The sequence below is a fragment of the Pseudoalteromonas sp. NS-SX12 genome, assembly GCF_057367955.1.
This window is the reverse complement of sequence record NZ_CM170634.1, coordinates 2,261,555-2,280,072: the sequence shown is the minus strand read 5'-3', so window position 1 is coordinate 2,280,072 and position 18,518 is coordinate 2,261,555. Positions and strand designations below refer to the sequence as shown.

The 18,518-nt window shown below is 40.5% G+C and carries 16 protein-coding genes; 6 read left to right on the top strand and 10 right to left on the bottom strand.

Translation table 11 applies throughout. The features are described from left to right. Positions 1–54 precede the first annotated feature (54 nt). The 3 genes from plsX to yceD are packed head-to-tail and all read right to left on the bottom strand — an operon-like array spanning position 55 to position 1,845. Positions 55–1,131 carry a phosphate acyltransferase PlsX gene (gene plsX, locus AC2IOM_RS10560; protein WP_486358318.1) on the bottom strand — a complete coding sequence of 359 codons (1,077 nt, stop codon included), beginning with the start codon at positions 1,129–1,131 and terminating at the stop codon, positions 55–57. 10 nt (positions 1,132–1,141) lie between these two features. After that, a complete protein-coding gene (rpmF, locus tag AC2IOM_RS10555) occupies positions 1,142–1,309 on the bottom strand; it encodes a 50S ribosomal protein L32 (RefSeq protein WP_010559953.1) in 168 nt (55 codons plus the stop codon). A gap of 11 nt (positions 1,310–1,320) precedes the next feature. Further along, positions 1,321–1,845 (bottom strand): 23S rRNA accumulation protein YceD, encoded by a 525-nt coding sequence (gene yceD / locus AC2IOM_RS10550; protein ID WP_040641640.1) that lies wholly within the window; start codon positions 1,843–1,845, stop codon positions 1,321–1,323. Between the two features lie 118 nt (positions 1,846–1,963). On the opposite strand from yceD, the gene AC2IOM_RS10545 reads away from it, so the two are divergent. Continuing rightward, positions 1,964–2,569, top strand: coding sequence for a Maf family protein (locus AC2IOM_RS10545; protein WP_486358317.1), 606 nt, complete (start codon positions 1,964–1,966; stop codon positions 2,567–2,569). On the opposite strand, the gene AC2IOM_RS10540 is transcribed toward AC2IOM_RS10545, so the two are convergent. Together AC2IOM_RS10540 and rluC are read right to left on the bottom strand one after the other, a co-directional pair. Further along, positions 2,561–3,199, bottom strand: a complete 639-nt coding sequence (locus tag AC2IOM_RS10540) for an HAD-IIIA family hydrolase (protein WP_486358316.1) — start codon at positions 3,197–3,199, stop codon at positions 2,561–2,563. The genes AC2IOM_RS10545 and AC2IOM_RS10540 overlap by 9 nt on opposite strands. Continuing rightward, positions 3,200–4,159, bottom strand: a complete 960-nt coding sequence (gene rluC / locus AC2IOM_RS10535) for a 23S rRNA pseudouridine(955/2504/2580) synthase RluC (protein ID WP_010559949.1) — start codon at positions 4,157–4,159, stop codon at positions 3,200–3,202. Positions 4,160–4,681: 522 nt separating this feature from the next. Between rluC and rne the strand changes: the two genes are divergently transcribed. Both rne and AC2IOM_RS10525 read left to right on the top strand, forming a co-directional pair. Further along, the gene (gene rne, locus AC2IOM_RS10530; RefSeq protein ID WP_486358315.1) at positions 4,682–7,669 is read left to right on the top strand and encodes a ribonuclease E; all 2,988 of its coding nucleotides are present in this window, start codon (positions 4,682–4,684) and stop codon (positions 7,667–7,669) included. Positions 7,670–8,179: 510 nt separating this feature from the next. Then, the gene (locus AC2IOM_RS10525) at positions 8,180–9,805 is read left to right on the top strand and encodes a reverse transcriptase domain-containing protein (protein ID WP_486358314.1); all 1,626 of its coding nucleotides are present in this window, start codon (positions 8,180–8,182) and stop codon (positions 9,803–9,805) included. Between the two features lie 223 nt (positions 9,806–10,028). On the opposite strand, the gene yejK is transcribed toward AC2IOM_RS10525, so the two are convergent. Continuing rightward, positions 10,029–11,039 carry a nucleoid-associated protein YejK gene (gene yejK / locus AC2IOM_RS10520; RefSeq protein WP_138634896.1) on the bottom strand — a complete coding sequence of 337 codons (1,011 nt, stop codon included), beginning with the start codon at positions 11,037–11,039 and terminating at the stop codon, positions 10,029–10,031. Between the two features lie 62 nt (positions 11,040–11,101). On the opposite strand from yejK, the gene AC2IOM_RS10515 reads away from it, so the two are divergent. The 3 genes from AC2IOM_RS10515 (at position 11,102) to AC2IOM_RS10505 (ending at position 13,308) form a co-directional block, all read left to right on the top strand. Continuing rightward, positions 11,102–11,314 (top strand): YejL family protein, encoded by a 213-nt coding sequence (locus AC2IOM_RS10515; protein ID WP_010559945.1) that lies wholly within the window; start codon positions 11,102–11,104, stop codon positions 11,312–11,314. Between the two features lie 4 nt (positions 11,315–11,318). After that, positions 11,319–12,785, top strand: a complete 1,467-nt coding sequence (locus AC2IOM_RS10510; protein ID WP_486358313.1) for a DUF3413 domain-containing protein — start codon at positions 11,319–11,321, stop codon at positions 12,783–12,785. A gap of 61 nt (positions 12,786–12,846) precedes the next feature. Then, positions 12,847–13,308 (top strand): DUF4124 domain-containing protein, encoded by a 462-nt coding sequence (locus tag AC2IOM_RS10505; RefSeq protein ID WP_105171279.1) that lies wholly within the window; start codon positions 12,847–12,849, stop codon positions 13,306–13,308. Between the two features lie 184 nt (positions 13,309–13,492). Here the strand turns inward: AC2IOM_RS10505 and AC2IOM_RS10500 are convergent, their stop codons facing one another. Genes AC2IOM_RS10500 through AC2IOM_RS10485 form a run of 4 tightly spaced genes read right to left on the bottom strand, consistent with a single transcriptional unit; the run spans position 13,493 to position 18,509 of the window. Then, a complete protein-coding gene (locus AC2IOM_RS10500) occupies positions 13,493–16,186 on the bottom strand; it encodes a DUF349 domain-containing protein (protein WP_486358312.1) in 2,694 nt (897 codons plus the stop codon). Beyond that, on the bottom strand, positions 16,176–16,457 hold the full coding sequence (locus tag AC2IOM_RS10495) for a YeaC family protein (protein ID WP_010559941.1): 282 nt from the start codon (positions 16,455–16,457) through the stop codon (positions 16,176–16,178). Before AC2IOM_RS10495 ends, AC2IOM_RS10500 begins: the two co-directional genes overlap by 11 nt. A gap of 1 nt (position 16,458) precedes the next feature. Beyond that, the gene (locus tag AC2IOM_RS10490) at positions 16,459–16,782 is read right to left on the bottom strand and encodes a hypothetical protein (protein WP_010559940.1); all 324 of its coding nucleotides are present in this window, start codon (positions 16,780–16,782) and stop codon (positions 16,459–16,461) included. A 50-nt stretch (positions 16,783–16,832) separates the two neighbouring features. Continuing rightward, a complete protein-coding gene (locus AC2IOM_RS10485; protein ID WP_010559939.1) occupies positions 16,833–18,509 on the bottom strand; it encodes an alanine/glycine:cation symporter family protein in 1,677 nt (558 codons plus the stop codon). Positions 18,510–18,518: the final 9 nt, after the last annotated feature.

Here is an 18,518-nt window from a genome sequence, read left to right as displayed (position 1 = left end):
AAAACAAAACCAGCATTTGCTGGTTATAAAATTCTTTTGGTGGTGAAAGTGCCGCTATTTATTGCACGGTGAACAAAGTGGATCATTTTCCTCATTGTCCAACGAGAGTTGTTGCCCTTTCAGCGCAGCAAATCGTGCTGCTATTTTCTCAGGAAGTTGCTTTTCAACCTCCCGCACGGCTTCATTTATCGCCGCCAAAAATGCCGGCGATTTTGCATTACCGTGACTTTTAACCACAATACCGCGTAATCCTACCAAACTTGCACCGTTATACTGGTCGGGGTTCATCTTTTTATAGAGTTTTTTTAGCACTGGAAACATTAAAAGTGCTGCGGCGCGGTAAAAAATGCTTTTTTTGAGGGTTTTATTGAGTTTATGAATGATCATTTTGGCAATACCCTCACAGGTTTTTAATGCAATATTGCCAACAAAGCCGTCACATACAATAACATCGGCCTTGCCTTTAAAAATGTCGGTGCCTTCACAATAACCGATGTAGTTAAGTGCATTTGATTGTTCAAACAACTCCGACGCGCGTTTGATATCTTCATGCCCTTTAATATCTTCTGCGCCGATATTAAGTAACCCTACAGTCGGGTTTTCAATGCCTTGCGATTGTTCGGCAACCACACTGCCCATTACGGCAAAGTCAAACAATGTTTCTGGATCCGCTGTAACATTAGCCCCTAAATCCAATAAATAAACTGGTTTAGGTTTTTCAGTTGGAACCGAACTGATTAATGCAGGTCGACTAATGCCCGGCAGCATTTTCAAGATGCAATACGCCATTGCAAACAGTGCACCAGTATTACCGGCAGACACACATGCTTGTGCTTCTCCTGATTTAACTAAATCAAGGGCTTTTCGCATTGAGGAATCTTTTTTACAGCGTAACGCAGTGGATGGTTTATCGTCGTTATTGACGACTTCGCTACAATGTTTAATCTGTAATCTAGGGTGTTGCAAAGCGTCGAGCTTTTCAAGCTCTGTGCGAATGAGGGTTTCGTTACCGCATAATATCAAGGTGATATTATCGTGCGAGTTTACAGCTTCAATTGCTGCAGGCAACGAAGAACGGGGGCCGTAATCGCCCCCCATTATATCTAACGCTATGGTTAGATTAGACATCAAAATAGCTCTATTAAGAAACTACTTTTTCGCCTTTGTAGTAACCGTCTGCAGTTACGTGGTGACGACGGTGCGTTTCACCTGATACTGGATCAACTGTTAGAGTTGGACCATTGATCGCATCGTGTGAACGACGCATACCACGCTTAGAGCGAGACTTCTTGCTTTTTTGTACAGCCATTGCCTTATCTCCTAAGAATCTTTCTTAAGTTGTTTCAAAATTTCAAATGGATTTGGTTTGTCATCTTCTGCTTCTATTTCACCAAAGCTCAAAGGCTTTTCTGAAAATCTGCAATGAGACTCTTCATGCATCGGTACTATTGGGATGGCTAACATTAATTCATCTTCAACAAGTTGATGTAAATTAATTTCACCTTCCTCATCCATCTCTACCACATCATAACATGACGGTAGATGCTCAGATGACTTACCTATACCTATTGGCGAATAAGCAAAGTCTAGTTCCAAATCCAACCCTAACTCTTCATTACAGCGCTGACAAATAGTTGTAATGTTGGCGTTGGCATGGCCTTCAACAACACTAATTCCCTGTTCGTCTTTTCTGAAATGAATTTTAACTTCGACCTCACCCTCGTTCCGTACAACTACATCGAGTAATCGAGGAAGTTGCTCGAACAACACAATACCGTCATAAGTGACCTGTTTTTGTGCGGTTCGTATAGGATCAAGCGTGATCGGAATCTTCACCTTTTGCATAGGGGCTGCATCATATAGATTGTTAGACTTAGAGTCAAAATAAAATTCAACTTTCCTTTGCATTTAGCGCAATTGAATCCTATTCTGCGCAAAAAGTAAGTATTCGATGAAAATTATCATGAAAACCCCGTTTATTTTAGCGTCAAGTTCGCCGTTTCGAAAATCAATTTTAGAAAAAATTTTACCGGTATTTGAGAGCTTTTCACCTAATATTGATGAATCGCTAAAAGCCAATGAAAGTGTGATTGAATTGGTTGAGCGATTAGCGCTTGAAAAAGCCAAAACAGCAGTTCAATTTTATCAACAAGGTGTGGTGATTGGTTCTGATCAAGTTGCCGTATTTGAAACGCCAAATACCAAAGTACAAATACTCGGAAAACCACATACGCGCGATAACGCAATTAAGCAACTTTCGTTATTTTCAGGTAATAAAGTGCGTTTTATCACCTCACTTGCCGTGCTTGATATTGCAACTAACAATACCTTAGTAACTCACGACACCACCGATGTGTACTTTAAAACCTTGCGCCAAGCTCAAATTGAACAATACATAGATAAAGAACAGCCACTGAATTGCGCGGGCAGCTTTAAATCGGAGGGGTTAGGTATTGTGTTATTTGATAAGATCTTAAGTGAGGATCCCAATTCCCTTGTGGGTCTGCCTTTAATTAAGCTAACCAACCTGCTTGCACAAATCGGTATTGACCCACTGGAATTAAAATAAATCGACTAGCTGCTCGAACTGATCGATGATCGCAAGTGGCGCATAAGGCTCTAATTGAGAAACCGGATGTGCGCCAAAGCTAACACCAATAGAGGCTACCTTGGCATTTTGAGCCATTGCTAAGTCCATGCTGGTATCGCCTATCATTACAGCCTTATTAGCAGCTATATTAAGTTCGCTACAAATTTCTAAAATCATTTCTGGTGATGGTTTAGAGGCGCACTCACAAGCGGTACGTGTCGCTTTAAAAAATGAACTTAGCTGAGTTTCGTGCATTAAACGATCAAGCCCTTTGCGACTTTTGCCCGTCGCTACAGCCAATGTATAACCTTTGTTTTTTAATGTTGTTAAACATTCAAAAACATGGGGAAATAACGTCGATGGCGTATCGTCTTCTGACACATACACCTCTTTATATGATTGCGCTAATTCAAACGTTGCACTTGGTTCATTAAAAAGCCTCTCAATTGCCACCTCTAAGCTAAGACCAATAATTTGACGAATAGCATCGTCACTTGGCCTTGTTAACTGGTGACGATCTGCAACAAGCTTTACCGTATTCACAATTTTTGGCACGGTATCCATTATGGTACCGTCCCAATCAAAAATGATAAGTTCTTTCGCTGTCATCTATGCTTCTTCACGCAGTGTTTTGATGCAGTTCTTTAACTGATTATCCAATGGCGCTTCTACTCGCATCGACTCTTCTGTTTTAGGGTGAATAAAGGTAAGGTCATGTGCGTGTAAAAATAGGCGATTTAAGCCTTTTTTCTTCATTTCGCTATCAAACTCAGCGACACCATATTTATCATCGCAGGCAATTGGGTGACCTTTACATTGCGTATGTACACGAATTTGATGGGTTCTACCCGTTACTGGTGACGCTTGCACTAACGTCGCGAATTGACCAAAACGCTCTAAAACACGAAAACGTGTTTGGCTCGGCTTACCTTCAGCTTCGTCTACGCGTACTACTCGCTCACCCGACTGCAAGGTATTTTTACGAAGTGGCTCAGTAACATTCTTGATTTTGCTTGCCCAGCTACCTGTAACCAGTGCCCAGTAATTTTTTTCCATGGTTTTTTCACGCAGTTGTTCATGTAACCCACGTAATACCGAACGTTTTTTAGAAACGAGTAAACAGCCTGACGTATCGCGGTCTAGTCGATGCACCAGTTCAAGATTACGTTCATCTGGGCGAATGCTGCGCAGTGCTTCGATTAAGCCATAACTTAAGCCACTGCCACCATGAACAGCCATACCAGATGGCTTATTTAGTACCATAAGGTATTTATCTTCAAATAAAATTGCGTCTTCAAGCTTTGCAATTTTATCTAAATTTTTAGGTACAAACTCTTGCTTCTCAGCCACTTTCACTGGCGGAATACGTACCACATCACCCGCTTGAAGCTTATAAACTGGCTTAATGCGTTTTTTATTTACACGCACTTCGCCTTTACGCAAAATTCGGTAAATTGCACTTTTTGGCACCCCTTTTAAAGCGGTAATTAAAAAGTTATCAATTCGTTGCCCATGGTTGCCTTCATCGATGTCAACAAATTGGACCTGATTTTTTTGCTGTTCTGACATTGCCTAATCACTGATTTGAGTAATAATTTAGTTGCGAAGCGTCCATATTTAATGGGATAATCGCGCTTGAAATTGACCTTTTGTGGGCAAAATTCACGCTCCACGTGTCAATTTGGTGTTTTATTAGCCAAAGCTAACGATGAAACACGCTTTAAGACGCAGATCATACAGGTCTATGACAGCTTTCTAAAGCTTTTAACGATCTTAAAGCGCATGTAGCGGCCCCCTGAACCAATGAGTGTACTAGATTGTAATTCAGAAAAGCCCCATCTAACTCAGCTAATAAACGTATTTTAAAAGATAAAATACGAGATTTACGGCCAAACGTCGTTCAGAATAAAATTAAATGAATTTTTGTGCTGGGTAAGAAACAAATACCGAGCACCTGCCTAGAATGGCAATTTAACAGAAAATCGGAGTTATACTCCCCCCAGACAGCCCAGTCGTGAGACTGCACAAACTCGTGGGTGTCTGAACAACACTGGTTGTTAATCTCTTACTACTATTACAGAGTTTAACAATATGAAACGTATGCTGATCAATGCAACGCAACAAGAAGAAATGCGCGTTGCACTGGTTGATGGACAGCGCTTATATGATCTAGATATCGAAAGCCCTGGCCATGAACAAAAAAAAGCAAATATCTATAAGGGTAAAATTACCCGCGTAGAACCATCTCTAGAAGCTGCTTTTGTCGACTACGGCGCTGAGCGTCACGGTTTCCTCCCTCTTAAAGAAATTGCCCGCAGTTACTTCCCAGAAGGTTACACTTTCAACGGTCGCCCAAACATCAAAGATGTTGTAAAAGAAGGCCAAGAAGTAATTGTACAAGTTGATAAAGAAGAGCGCGGTCAAAAAGGCGCTGCACTGACTACCTTTATTAGCGTTGCTGGTAGCTACCTAGTATTAATGCCAAACAACCCACGTGCTGGCGGTATTTCTCGTCGTATAGAAGGTGATGAGCGTACAGAGCTAAAAGAAGCACTGTCTCGTTTAGAATTACCAAAAGGCATGGGCTTAATTGTACGTACTGCCGGCGTTGGTAAATCTTTCGAAGAACTTGAATACGATTTACGCGCCCTGCTTGTGCATTGGGATGCTATCAAAAAAGCATCAGAAAGCGGCCCTGCACCATTTTTAATCCACCAAGAAAGCAATGTAATTTTCCGCGCTATTCGTGATTATTTACGTCGTGATATTGGCGAGATTTTAATTGATAAACAGCGTGTATTCGATGAAGCAAAAGCACATATCGAACGTTTTCGCCCAGACTTCATTAACCGTGTAAAACTTTACACAGGTGATGCGCCACTGTTTACCCATTATCAGATTGAAAGCCAAATTGAATCTGCATTCCAACGTGAAGTACGTTTACCGTCAGGTGGATCAATCGTTATTGACCCAACTGAAGCGTTAACATCAATTGATATCAACTCGTCTAAAGCAACAAAAGGCGGCGATATTGAAGAAACGGCACTAAACACTAACTTAGAAGCAGCAGATGAAATTGCGCGCCAACTTCGCTTACGTGATTTAGGTGGCCTAGTTGTCATCGACTTTATTGATATGACACCGCCTCGTCACCAACGCGCTGTTGAGAACAAATTAAAAGAAGCAGTAAAACCAGACCGCGCACGTGTACAAATTGGTAAGATTTCACGTTTCGGTTTACTTGAAATGTCGCGTCAGCGTCTTCGTCCATCACTGGGTGAAGCAAGCCAAGGCACCTGCCCTCGTTGTAACGGCCAAGGTACTGTACGTTCAAACGAATCACTTGCATTATCGATTCTTCGTCTACTAGAAGAAGAAGCGATTAAAGACAATACGTCACAAGTAAATGCACAAGTACCTGTGCCAGTAGCAACTTACTTACTAAACGAAAAACGCAAGAGCGTGCGCCGTATTGAAAAACGCCACGGCTGTCATGTAGTGATTATTCCAAATCCACATTTGGAAACACCACACTACGAAGTATTACGTTTAAAGAAAGATGAAACGATTGAAACGGTAAGCTTTGACCAAGTTCAAGCACCAGAAGTAAAAACGGATGCCATTGTTCACGCTGAAAAAGCGGTTAAAGAGCAACCAGTACTCCAAGGTGTTGTTGTACCAAGCGAGCCTGCACCAGTTAAAAAAGAAGTAAAAGAAGGCTTATTCACTAAGATTGCTAAGTGGTTTGGTAGCCTGTTTGCTTCTGAAGAGCCAGAAAAGCCAGTACAAAAACGCGGTGGTCGTCGTAATAACCAACGTGGTAACGACAATCGTCGTCGCAATCAGCGCAAACCGAATAACCGTAACAAGCAAGCTGCTGGTGAGCAAAAAGAGCAACGCGAACAGCGCGATGAAAAACGTAACTCAAAAGAGAACAACAATCGCCGCCGCCGTAACAACCGCTCAAACGCTAACAAGGTTGAGAAAGAACAAAAGCCTGTTGAGGCGGAAGCAAATCAACAACAGCCGGTTAAAGTAAAAGAGCGTCGTCAACGTCGCAATATGCGTAAAAAAGTGCGCATTGAGAAAACCAATGAAGCGTTAGAGACAAATACAGAAACGCAAGCGCCTGTAGTTGAAAATGCAGCTCCGGTTGAAAAGCAAAAGCCACAGCGTTCTAAGCCTGTAAAAGCGAAAAAGCCAGCAAAAGTGACTGAAGAAGTAGAAAACGCTGATCTTGTAGCTGCTTCAGAAACAAACGCTGACGCGCCGGTTACAGAGCAAAAAACACATGAAGTTGCCGAGCAACAGGTTGTTGCTAACGACGTAGCCAATGAACCTGTAGAACAAGTTAGTGAGCCAAAAGCCGCGACTGAAAACGCTGAATCACAAAACGACGACGAAAAAGAGACGCGTACTCGCTCTCGCCGTTCGCCGCGCCATTTACGTGCAGCCGGTCAGCGTCGTAAAAAGCCAAGCGAAACTAAGTCTGATATTGAACTTGAGACAACAGAGTCACCAGGCTTTGTACCAGTTGCTGATCAAGCAATGGCAGAAGTGGAAGTTGACTCAGTTGCAACAGCTGAAGTGCAAGAGACTAAAACCGAAGCTGTTGAAGCACCGATTGTTGAAACAAAGGTAGCAGAAAATGAAGCAGCTGAGGTTGTCGTTGAACCAACTAAAGCTGAAGAAGCTCCAAAAGTTGAACAAACGCAGCCTGAAGTTCAAGCTGAAGTGGTTGAAGATGCTAACGGTGAAAACCTTGAAGCTGTCGCTCCAGCTGCTGAAGACGTTGTTGTTGAAACGCAACAAGCAGAAACGACAACAGTTGAAACACCAAGTGTTGCAGCGGTTGCTACTCAAGCTGATACAAACACAGCACCTGCGACAAACGGCGTAGCTTATCGCCATGCAAGTGCGCCAATGACAAAAGCGTCTGGTGGCGCAATGACTGAAGGTTTTGAAATGCCATCAGCAATGCCACATAGTGAACGCCAAGTACCAAGTGCAAGCAGTATGCAACCGGGTAGCATTAACCCAGTTGGTAAAGCAAGCGCACCAATGGCAAAAACAGTTTAATCTTAAGTTGTAACTAAAAGAGCCGCATTATGCGGCTCTTTTTTTGTCTGAAATTTAGAGCGAGTTGAAATAGTAGCTCTTCAGCTAGCGTTAATTGTAGCAGCTAATATTTGTTCTTGTAGTTTCTATGAATAGGTTTGAACTTCTTCTGACAAGCCGCCATGAGCGAATAGCGGTCTTTCAAAATCACTTTTCTATTTCGTCAAAGTATATTGCTTGCATAGTCAGGAAAACGACCCATTTGGTCGTTTTTACCCTTTTCATTATTGCTATAATGATTAAAAGTTTATCTGTGGCAACAAGTTAGTTAATGTGGTAGAACTGGTTCAATCAGATAAACGACCCAACCAATGGTAGAAAAACGACCCATTGGGTCGATATTAAATTGTTAACTGGCTTCCTGGGCATTACCTATTGATTTGACAGGTGTTTAGTGTATATTAAGCGATAAGTTTCCTATGGAAACAACGGTGTTGCCTTCTACCAATCAGTAATGGTTGGTCTTCAGATGTGAAATTCACACTGGCGGGGGTGGAACGTCATACTTTCATCAACCAAGTGGTAACTTACTTTTACTTGGGTTTATACCGTGGAAAAGCTCGAGCTAACGCTCGGGCTTTTTTGTATGAGGAATATATGAGTTTAGAGAAGCATTTAGCTAGCGTAATTAAAGAGGAAGCGGAAAAGCTAATACAGCGTTACCATGAGTATCATAATCGTTTGCATTTGGAACATGAAAGAAATCAAAAAAGGTTAGGTGTATCAGCACCCCCAAAGATTGTTCATCAACCAGACTACTGGTCTATTGATAAAAAATTTAACCCTTTCTATGTTCGCAAGAAGCATAAAAGTATCGCTAAATCTATTGCGAGAAAAATTGAACAACGTACTTATGCTCCAAATGAACCGCATATCAAAATTGTTCCTAAGGCAGAGGGTGGAGAACGAAAAGTATCTATTTTCCAAATTCCCGATGCGGCAGTGTCAAAGCTTTTCTTTAATCGTTTGTTAGCGAAAAATAAACACAGGTTCAGCTCATTTTCTTATGCTTATAGAAATGACAGAAATGTCCATTTTGCTATTCAAGACATATCCGTTGATTTACGAAGAAATGAACGTACTTTTCTAGCCGAGTTTGACTTCTCTGACTATTTTGGCTCTATCTCACACGATTATTTGGTTAAACAGTTTGATCAAAATGGATTCTTCATTAGCCCAGAAGAAAGATACATAATTAAAGTTTTTCTAAAAGATCGCAATGTAGGTATTCCTCAAGGAACTTCTATAAGCTTGTTTTTGGCAAACTTAACTTGTTGGAACTATGACTCTGATTTAGAAAAAGAGGGAGTCAAGTTTTCTCGATACGCCGACGACACAATAGTATGGACTCCAGACTACTCTAAAATATGTAATGCATTTGGCTTGATTAATCGTTTTTCAAACGATGCGGGTGTAAAAATAAATGCAGCAAAATCTGAGGGTATTTCACTACTTACTAAAGAGGATTTTCCCTCAGAAATATCTGCCAAAAGTAGTTTGGACTTTTTGGGATATACCTTGTCAGTAGATAATGTTTCTATTAAAGATAAGTCCGTACTAAAAATTAAGAAACAAATTTCTTACATTCTATACCGAAATCTAATACAGCCGTTGAAGCAAGCATCCTTAGCTGGTCAAGAGATCCCTGCAAATGACAGAGATAAGAACTTTCTTAGTGCTATGATGCAAATTCGTCGTTACATGTACGGTGGTTTGAGCAAGAAGCAACTCAAAGACTATTTGTCAGGTCGTACTAAACGAATCTATTTCAAGGGCGTAATGAGTTTCTATCCTCTTGTTAATGATACCAAACAGCTGACAGAACTAGATGGATGGCTATTGTCTGTTATCTATCGTGCAGTTCAACTCAGAGAGCGGTTACTCCGTGTTAGTTGGAAATATAATCGTTCTCACAGTTTTCCATTTAACCAATCACGAGAACAGTTGTTAAAAAAGTGTGCGAAAACTAAAGTTAACGGTAAGTATTTACTTGAAATACCAAGCTTTTTACTAGTACATCAAGCATTGAAAAAAGGTCTGTTGGAATCGGGAATCGAAAAAGTGATGAATCCTGACTCTTTAAACTACGATTACTAATACAAGCCAGTTAACAAACGCATCAACACGGATTCGTACAACTTTGGCGCTTTTTGCTATTCCCTTCGGGGCAAAGAGTGCCTTAAGACCAATGGGGTCAGGTCAAAGTCGTTGATTTGACCCTTTCCCAACGCCAGCTTCTGGCACAAATCGGCTATTCACTGCCAGATTTGATTCAGCTCTGTAAATCAAATCTGGCAGATCGAGTTAAAACTTATTCACGTTAGTTTTCTTCAAAGAAACGCTCTAATTGGTCTTTCAAGTTAGGTGGAATTCCTTTAATGGTTAAGGTGTCGCTGTACTTATCATATAAAACACGTTCGCCTAAATGCTTGCGCTCAAAACTCACACTTACACCACTGCCTTGACCAGAAAATTTCACCATAGACGTTACCGTCTTTTTATCAACTGGGAATGACTCTTCTAAATCGTAGGCTTGCTCTTTATAAAAGCTATCAAAGCTTACTTCATCATCTTTACTTATGGTGCTTGATAACTGTGATACGTCAGCATCGCTGCCGGTAGCAACACAGTCTGAGCAATAATCAAAGACTTGCTTGCGTAAGTCATCTTTTTCGGTTTTATCAAATTGTCTATCCGATAAGTAGTCTTCAACCGCAGATAACATCGCTTGCGATTGCTGACGCGCATCAATCCCCTCTTCACAGCCTAAAAAGTCTAAGAAGAAATCGGCCACTTTACGCCCTGCTCGCCCTTTAATAAATGAAATATAACGGTTGTCTTCAAGCGCTGTTGCCATACCGTTAAGATCGATACGTGCCGCTAACTGCATTTTCGCGATATCTAAATGACGCGACGAAGTAAGATCGAGCTCTTGGTTAATTGAGTAATGCTCTTTTACATTCACTAATGCAATCATCACATAGTCGTCGGCAACAAAGCGGTAGTGACAAAAAATAAGGTAACCCGTTTCATTAAACGCGTATTTGTTTAATTCTTCTTTTAAAACCTCGGCAGCCTGTTCAGTTAAATGATAAAAATGCATTTCACCTTGACGATAACTTTGAATACTCGAACTTACCACGCCGTTTTTTTCTGGACTAAAACCGCAAAAGCCTTTTCCTGGCTTACCGTTGTAGGCATGGTGTAACTGCTCGATAAACACATTAACCTTATCGTTGACTGGCATTTCATCATTACGAAGATGAATTTCAACTGTTTCGTCTTTTTTGTCGACATAGTGAACGACGAGTCTTTCTACTTGCACTGTCATCTTTGTTTTTCGCGCCTCAAATGTTAAAATATGAGTAATTTTATAAAATTAGAACTTAATTGATGCCTATCTTATCAAAATATTCAGACCAGCAAGTAGAAAATCTTGTTGATGACCTTTTAAAAACCCTTGTAGCTCACAAAGCGCCATTAGATTTAAGCCTAATGAGTCTTGGCAATACACTTTCACATATCATTAATGAAAAAGTGCCTGCAGCACAACGACAAGCCCTAATAGATAATTTTACACAAGCATTAAAAGACTCAGTAAAGTAACGCTATGAATTTGTCATCACAACAAGCGTTTTCGTCTAAAGCGGCAAAACTGTTGAGCTGGGGCCACTGGTTCACTTTTGCAAATATTTTATTTGCATTGATTGTGAGTAGCCTCTATTTAGTTTCAGATCCAATGCCGATGACGTTTAGCGGCAAAATATTCTTGTTGTTAAACTGGCTAGGCCACATTAGCTTTTTGACATTTTTATGCTTTGTGCTGACAATTTTTCCGCTCAGTCTTATTTTTCCATACCCGCGGCATATTCGGGGCATGGCTGCGGTAATTGCAACCTTCACCATGTCGCTTCTGGCATTAGACGCCTATGTTTATTTTCAACTTGGCTATCATTTGTCGCCGCAGGTATTTGAACAGATTGTGTCCTTGATCAGTGACACTATTTCTACTAATCCTAGCCTTTCGCTATTTATCGCGGGTGGCATTATTTTTGTAATTTTGTTTTTTGAACTCATTGCCAGTAACTTTACGTGGCGACACCTCACAGAATTAAGACAAAAACCGTTTCGCCGTTATATCTCTCCGGTATTTATTATTGCCTTTGTCGCCAGTCACCTGCTTCATATTTGGGCTGATGCTAATGTTAAGCTAGATATCACCAAGCAAGATAATGTTTTACCGCTTTCTTACCCAACCACAGCGAAAAGTTTATTAGCACGTTACCAACTGGTCGATTTAGACGAATACAAAGAAGCGCAAAATGTTAGCTTTGCCAATGAAAAAGTGACTTATGTTGCGCCAAACCAGCCGCTAACTTGTAATACAAATTCAGCTTCTGCAGAAATATTAGTTTTTGATAACCAGGCCTTATTAACTCAGTATTTAAGCGACAAAGCGCTTAATGCCACAGATAACTTTTATCAGCCAGTAAATAAGCGTGAATCACTTTTCAACCTAGTTTATGGCTTGCCAAGTTACTATCAAAAAGTGATTCGTGCACAGGGGATTTTGCCAGCATGGAGCAATAGCGTTAATGCATCGTTTATTAATCTTCCGCGCTTAGCAGAAGATGAAAACGCCAGCTTAACGGTTCACTATGTGAAAACACAAGACGAACTTGCAACCATTAAAAATAGCGTTGTAGATTTTGCATTTTCTCTGGCAAACAGCGAAGAAGATGCATGGTCAAAATCAACACTTTATACAGCTGCACACATTACACCTGCAGGCATTATCACACCACAAGATGTGATTACAACCGTGCTTGCCAACACGTTTAATTGCCAAAACGTGCAAAATACGACGTTAGGTAACAACCTGTATAATGGTAGCGACACAGGTGTGAATATTAGCGGCAATACCTTACTTATCTATAAAAAAGATAAACTAACCTTGCTTACGTCTGACGGTAAACATGAAACAGTATCAGCACAGCAAGGCTTCGCGATTGATAGTCACCTTGAAGTGCCATTTTTAGTGCAAAGCCTGAAGAAATTAAAGCAATTTGAGCAATAGCTATTCTCTTTCTATAATCTAGTGACGAGACAGGATGTCACTAGATTATGAGGGAATCGCAATGAAACTACTCACCACCCTACTCTTTATTCCATTCACATGTTCAGCGCTGGATTACTATAAATGCACAACGGAAAACGGCATTATTTTCAGTCAATTTCCATGTGAATCGAAACAGCAACAACAAACACTGACATTGAAAGCGGTTAACACCAGCTCGAAGCCCTTCGCAAAAAAAGACACTATCGATCGCTACACCCAAAAACAACATGTGCTGAAAATTAAATCCGACATAAAAGGGGTTGAGCATAAAATAAGTGCACTGAAAAAGGCGCGATTAAATGAGCTGGCACAATTAAAAACACAGCTCGATAAGCACATGTCAAAAGAAGATAAAACAGCCTTAAAAAGAGAGGTTAAAACCAAACGCAAGCAAATCAAGGAAGAGTACAGGGATTTGATCGACTTGCAACAAGACGAATTAAAAAGGCTAAAGAAAAAGCTCAGCAACAGTCGAAAATAACTATCATTTTCTAACGTTTTTTAACTTGCGTACTATTTAACTAATATGTGAATAAACGAAGTCTAAATAGCTAAGTACTAACCCCGTTCTGCTGATGGTTATCTACAGTGGAATGGCAATAAAAAAAGCCACCAATGTGGCTTTTTAAAACGGACTTTACTCAATTTTAAGAGTTAAAAGTCCATTATACAAACGCTGGTTTAATGCGTGCTAACAGCGCTAACGATTCACTGTCAATTTCACCTTTACTAAGCCAGTGCTTTAACAAGGTTTCATTATCTAACGCTGCACCATTCACTTTTTCTTGAAGCAATGTTACTTGTTCACTCAGTCGTACCGCATCATCAGATTCTGGAGAACCCATTTCGTTTAACAATTCAATACGAATAGTAATTTGTTGGCGCGTTAACTCACTAGGTACTTTTTGTTGCCAAGACGAAGGAATGACACCTTGTTCAAGCTGTTCAAAAAGTGAAATTAACTTTTCTTTATCTTTACTGTTTTTGAGTACTTCTTGCTTTGCTGCATACTCTGTCAATGTACTGCTTACCTCATTTGATAACTGAGATTTCAGTAAATAGGCCTGCTTCAGTTCATCACGCAAATTCGCTAGCGCTGAAATTGCGTTTGTTAGTGAATCTACATTATCTAATTCAACGTCTTGTGTAATGCGCGTGAACTCGCTTTGCAGTGAAACGAGTTTCTCGTCTTGCTGCTCTCGCTTGGCTTGGCGCTCACTGTCGCGCAATGAAAACGCACGATCATTAACTGCTCTAAACTCATTCCACAGCTGGTTTTCAAGCTTTTTACCGGCAAAGCCGATGTCTTTCCAACGTTGTTGCAATGACTTTAATTGCTCAATCACGTTTTCAATATTATCGTCTGTTAAACAGGCTTCAGCCTCTTTTACGAGTTTCGCTTTTGTATCTGCATTAACCGCATACGCCGCTTTAATAAACGCAAATATTTGGTTATCAATCGGTTTTAGCTCTGCAAGCAGCTGTTTATAATTTTTGTTATCGACTTCGCCTGCATTGCGCCAATTTTGCTTAAGCTGCTTATACTGCTTTTCTACCTCTTTTAGTGTTAGCGTACTTACGCTATCTGCTAACGCTTGATATTGCACAATCAGGTTTTTACGTGTCACAACATTTTGTTCGCGAGCGGCTTCAAGTGCAGCATAGTGCTCTCGACACGGCGTAAACGCGATTTCTAACTGTTGATTAAAAGTTTCATCTAGCGTTTTTTCTTCATCCGTTGCAATGTAGCCAAGCTCGTTCCAACGTTTACGTGCTACCTTAATCCATTGGCTTAACTCGGCTATATCTGCATCATTTTGTGCAATTTTCTGCTTAACTTCTTCAATTAACTCATGGCGTTTCGGCAAACTAATTTCACGTTGCCACTCGTTTACCTTCGTTAATTCTTGATCAACAAGCTGATATTCTGCTTCAAGCTTTTGTTGTGATGACTTAGGTAACTTTTCAATATTTTCTTGTACACCTTTAAAAATACCAAAACACACCTTGTAGCGACCCGCGTCAATTAAACGTTTGATATCTTTAAGCTGTTTCGTTACATCCTGCTGAAGCGATTTAACTTCTTTAAGCAAGTCTTGATGCGACGCTTTCCAGTGCTTATCCATTTCGCGCATTTGCTTTTGATAGTTTTGCAATAACGGTTTTGGTAACTGTTTTAACATATCTGACGTGGTGCTATACCACTGAGACTTAGCTTCTTGCGCTTCATCAAGCCCTTGTAAGTCACTTGCAACAATTAATGCTTTACCTAAATTAACTTGCTCAGCAATCGCAGGCAATGACTCAATAACATCTTTTATTTCAGCACATTGCGCTGTTAAACGCTGAGTGAACTTAGTAAAGTCACTATCGCTTTGTGATAAGCTATCTAGCTCTGCTTGATGCGCATTCATTGCTGATAATGCCGTTTCTAGTGCTGATACGTTATCAGCCGTCGGTTCAAGCAATAGCGCATCTAGCGCATTTTCACCGCGTTCTTTCAAGCTTACGCTTGTTTGCTTTACTGACTTAATTTTATCTTGTCTTAACTTAGCCGCTTGTTCTTCATCAAACTTAGCTTTTAAACCAACTAAATGCTTTTGTGCTTTTGCCGTAATATCTTGGTATTTAGCAATCACACTTTGCTTATCGTCTAAGTAATCTAATTCAAGCTGCTGCCACTGGGCTTCAAGTTGTTTGTATTCGGTATCGCACTTTACAAAATCAAACTTATCGCGCAATGCGTTTAGCTTAGCCAATACTAATGTACTTGCCTTATTCACCTCGATTGGTTTAAGCGCTTCGCGTTTGCGTGTTTCTTCTTGTTGTTTTAGTTGTTCAGCAAGTGCTGGTTTTGCATGCTTTAACAATGCTTTATCTAATTGATATTGTTGCATAACTGGAACTAACTCCAGTTGTTGCGAATCGCTGGCGTGAGCAAAGAAATCTGTGATTAACGGCTTTTTACCGATTCGCTTTAGTAACGAAACTTGCACATTAAAATCGTTTACTAGTGGCAGTAACGCTTCTAATTGTTGGGTTTTATCACAACGTTTTACCAGTAACTCAAGTTCATCGTTAGTTGGCTTTTTTTGTTCAAGCTGATTAAAAATTTCTTTTTCAGCTGCACTAACAACTGGCTGGCTGTTTTCTTGTTTATATGTTTGCCACCATAAACTAATGTCATTAATGCGTTTTAATGCTGCAATCTTAACCTTGTCGTCATCATCATTATTAGCTAACTGGTTTAAGATTGTATTATCTTTTACTTTATTGGCATCAAGTTGGCTAATTGCTAATAAACGATCTGATGCTTTTTTACTTTTCCATTTCGGCGTGAATAAACTACTAAATATCATCTTGCGCGAACCTTGCGATCTCATTTTTAGGACTGAATTCTTTCTTTAATTCTGCTTTTGACTTTTGCACCATCTGGCCATCTTCACCAATCGTGAATTGTTCATTGGTTTTAGCTACTTTTGCTTGGTACAACATCACTAGCTGAACAGTTTGCTCTCGTTGCTCATCAGACAGTGGCGTGCCATCTGGCCACTTTCCAGTTGCAGCGCCGTACTCAAGGCGTTCGAAAATTTCTGGCGTTAAGGTGTTAACTAAGTGTTCAATGTTCATGCTAAGACTTTTTCAATAAAATGATGCGAATACGGTTAATAAGGTACCAGATAAAACCCACGGCAATGGCGCCATAGGTTGTCATTTGTTCAATGCTATCTGCAGCTGGCTCTCGTGAGTAAAGGTACAAAAAGCCGCCTAAGAAAATAATCAATGCAACAAATGACTGATTGAGCAGCGCTTGCTTACGCTTAACGTAACGACGACTGGCGAGCCTAGCTCTTTCATGATCATCAAGCCCTGCTACAGCAGTATCACAATGTGGACATACTTTATGTTTATCGGAAATCGGTTTACTACACGCTGGACAACTTATCCTCGCCATTTACTGCTCCATTAAACTAATAAAAAAGGCGCCTTAAGGCGCCTTCTATTTTACTCTTTTTCTTGGCTGTTGTCTTTTTTAAACTTCACCCAATAGTCATCTACTGACTGTTTCATTTCTTTACGCAGCAACATAATGCCGAATAAGTTAGGTAAGGTCATTACAACAATGGCAACTGCAGCCAATTTCCACACTAAAGTGGTGTCTGCAAATGATGCCCAGAAAAACGCTGCGACATAAAATACGCGATAAGGCATTACTGAACGAGTTCCTAGTAAATAGGTCATTGCGCGGTCACCATAGTAAGACCATGCAATTGCCGTAGAGAAGGCAAATAGTAATAAACCGATCGATACAATGTATTGACCGTTTTCACCAAAGTAACCACGCTGGAATGCAAGCGTTGTTAGCTCTGCTGAGTGTACAAGCGATTTACCCTTAACAACGATGCTTTTATCAACAATTTTACCTTTTTTGATAACAATTGTACCAGTATGCAAGTGATCGCCATCAAGTAAGAAGCGAATTTTCTCACCCACTGAGCGATTGTGTAACACTGTAAAGTTTTGATTTACAGCCTTACCTTCAACAACATTTAGCGTACCATTAAACGGCTTAACGCTTGACTCACCGCCATTTAAATACGCGTAAAGTTCGTTGCGCTGTGCATCAACACGCTCATGATATGTACCATCGATGAATTCCATGCTGGTACGTTCAAAACGTGTATCAAATTTTTCTGTCCACGCGCCTGATGATAAAATTACAAGACCCGTTAACGTACAAATAATAATTGTATCGATAAACGGTTCAAGAATTGACACCATACCTTCAGATACTGGCTCATCCGCCTTCGCTGAGGCGTGGGCAATTGGCGCAGAACCTTGACCTGCTTCGTTTGAGAATAAACCACGGTTTACACCACGGTTAAACGCATAGGCAAATGACGCACCAATAAAGCCGCCTGCTGCTGCAGAACCCGTAAAGGCATTAGTAAATACAGAGGCAAATGCAGGGCCGATATTTTCGATGTTATAAAAAATTACGCCAAACGCACCAATGATATAAACGGCTGCCATAAATGGCACAACGCGTGAAGTAATTGCCGCAATACGTTTAATACCACCTAAAATAACCAATGCTAATAAAATTGCTAAAACACCACCCGTTAGCATCGGTTCAAGACCAAAGCTTGCTTCCATACCTTGGGCGATATTATTGATTTGTGGCAGTGAACCTGTACCAAATGAGCTAATTACGGTTGCGATTGCAAACAGTACCGCAAGCCATTTCATATTTAAGCGACGGTCCATGTAGTACATTGGGCCACCCGCCATAGTGCCGTCTTCTGTTTTAACACGGTATTTATGAGATAACGTTACCTCAACAAATTTGGTTGTCATACCGAAAAACGCTGTCATCCACATCCAGAAAAGCGCCGCTGGACCACCAATTGATATTGCCAGTGCAACACCACCGATGTTACCCGTACCCACGGTACCTGAAAGTGCTGTTGCTAACGCTTGGAAGTGCGTTGTATCACCTTCGTGTTCTTTTTTATCGTATTTACCACTTACAATTTTCCAGGCGTGTTTAAAATACAACACCTGTGGAAATTTTAAGTAAATGGTAAAAAATAAACCAACCCCTAGTAGCACGTAAGGAAACCAAAAGGCACTCCCTAACATACCATCTAGCATATCTAAAAAATTGCCAAATGCTTCCACAACTTGTTC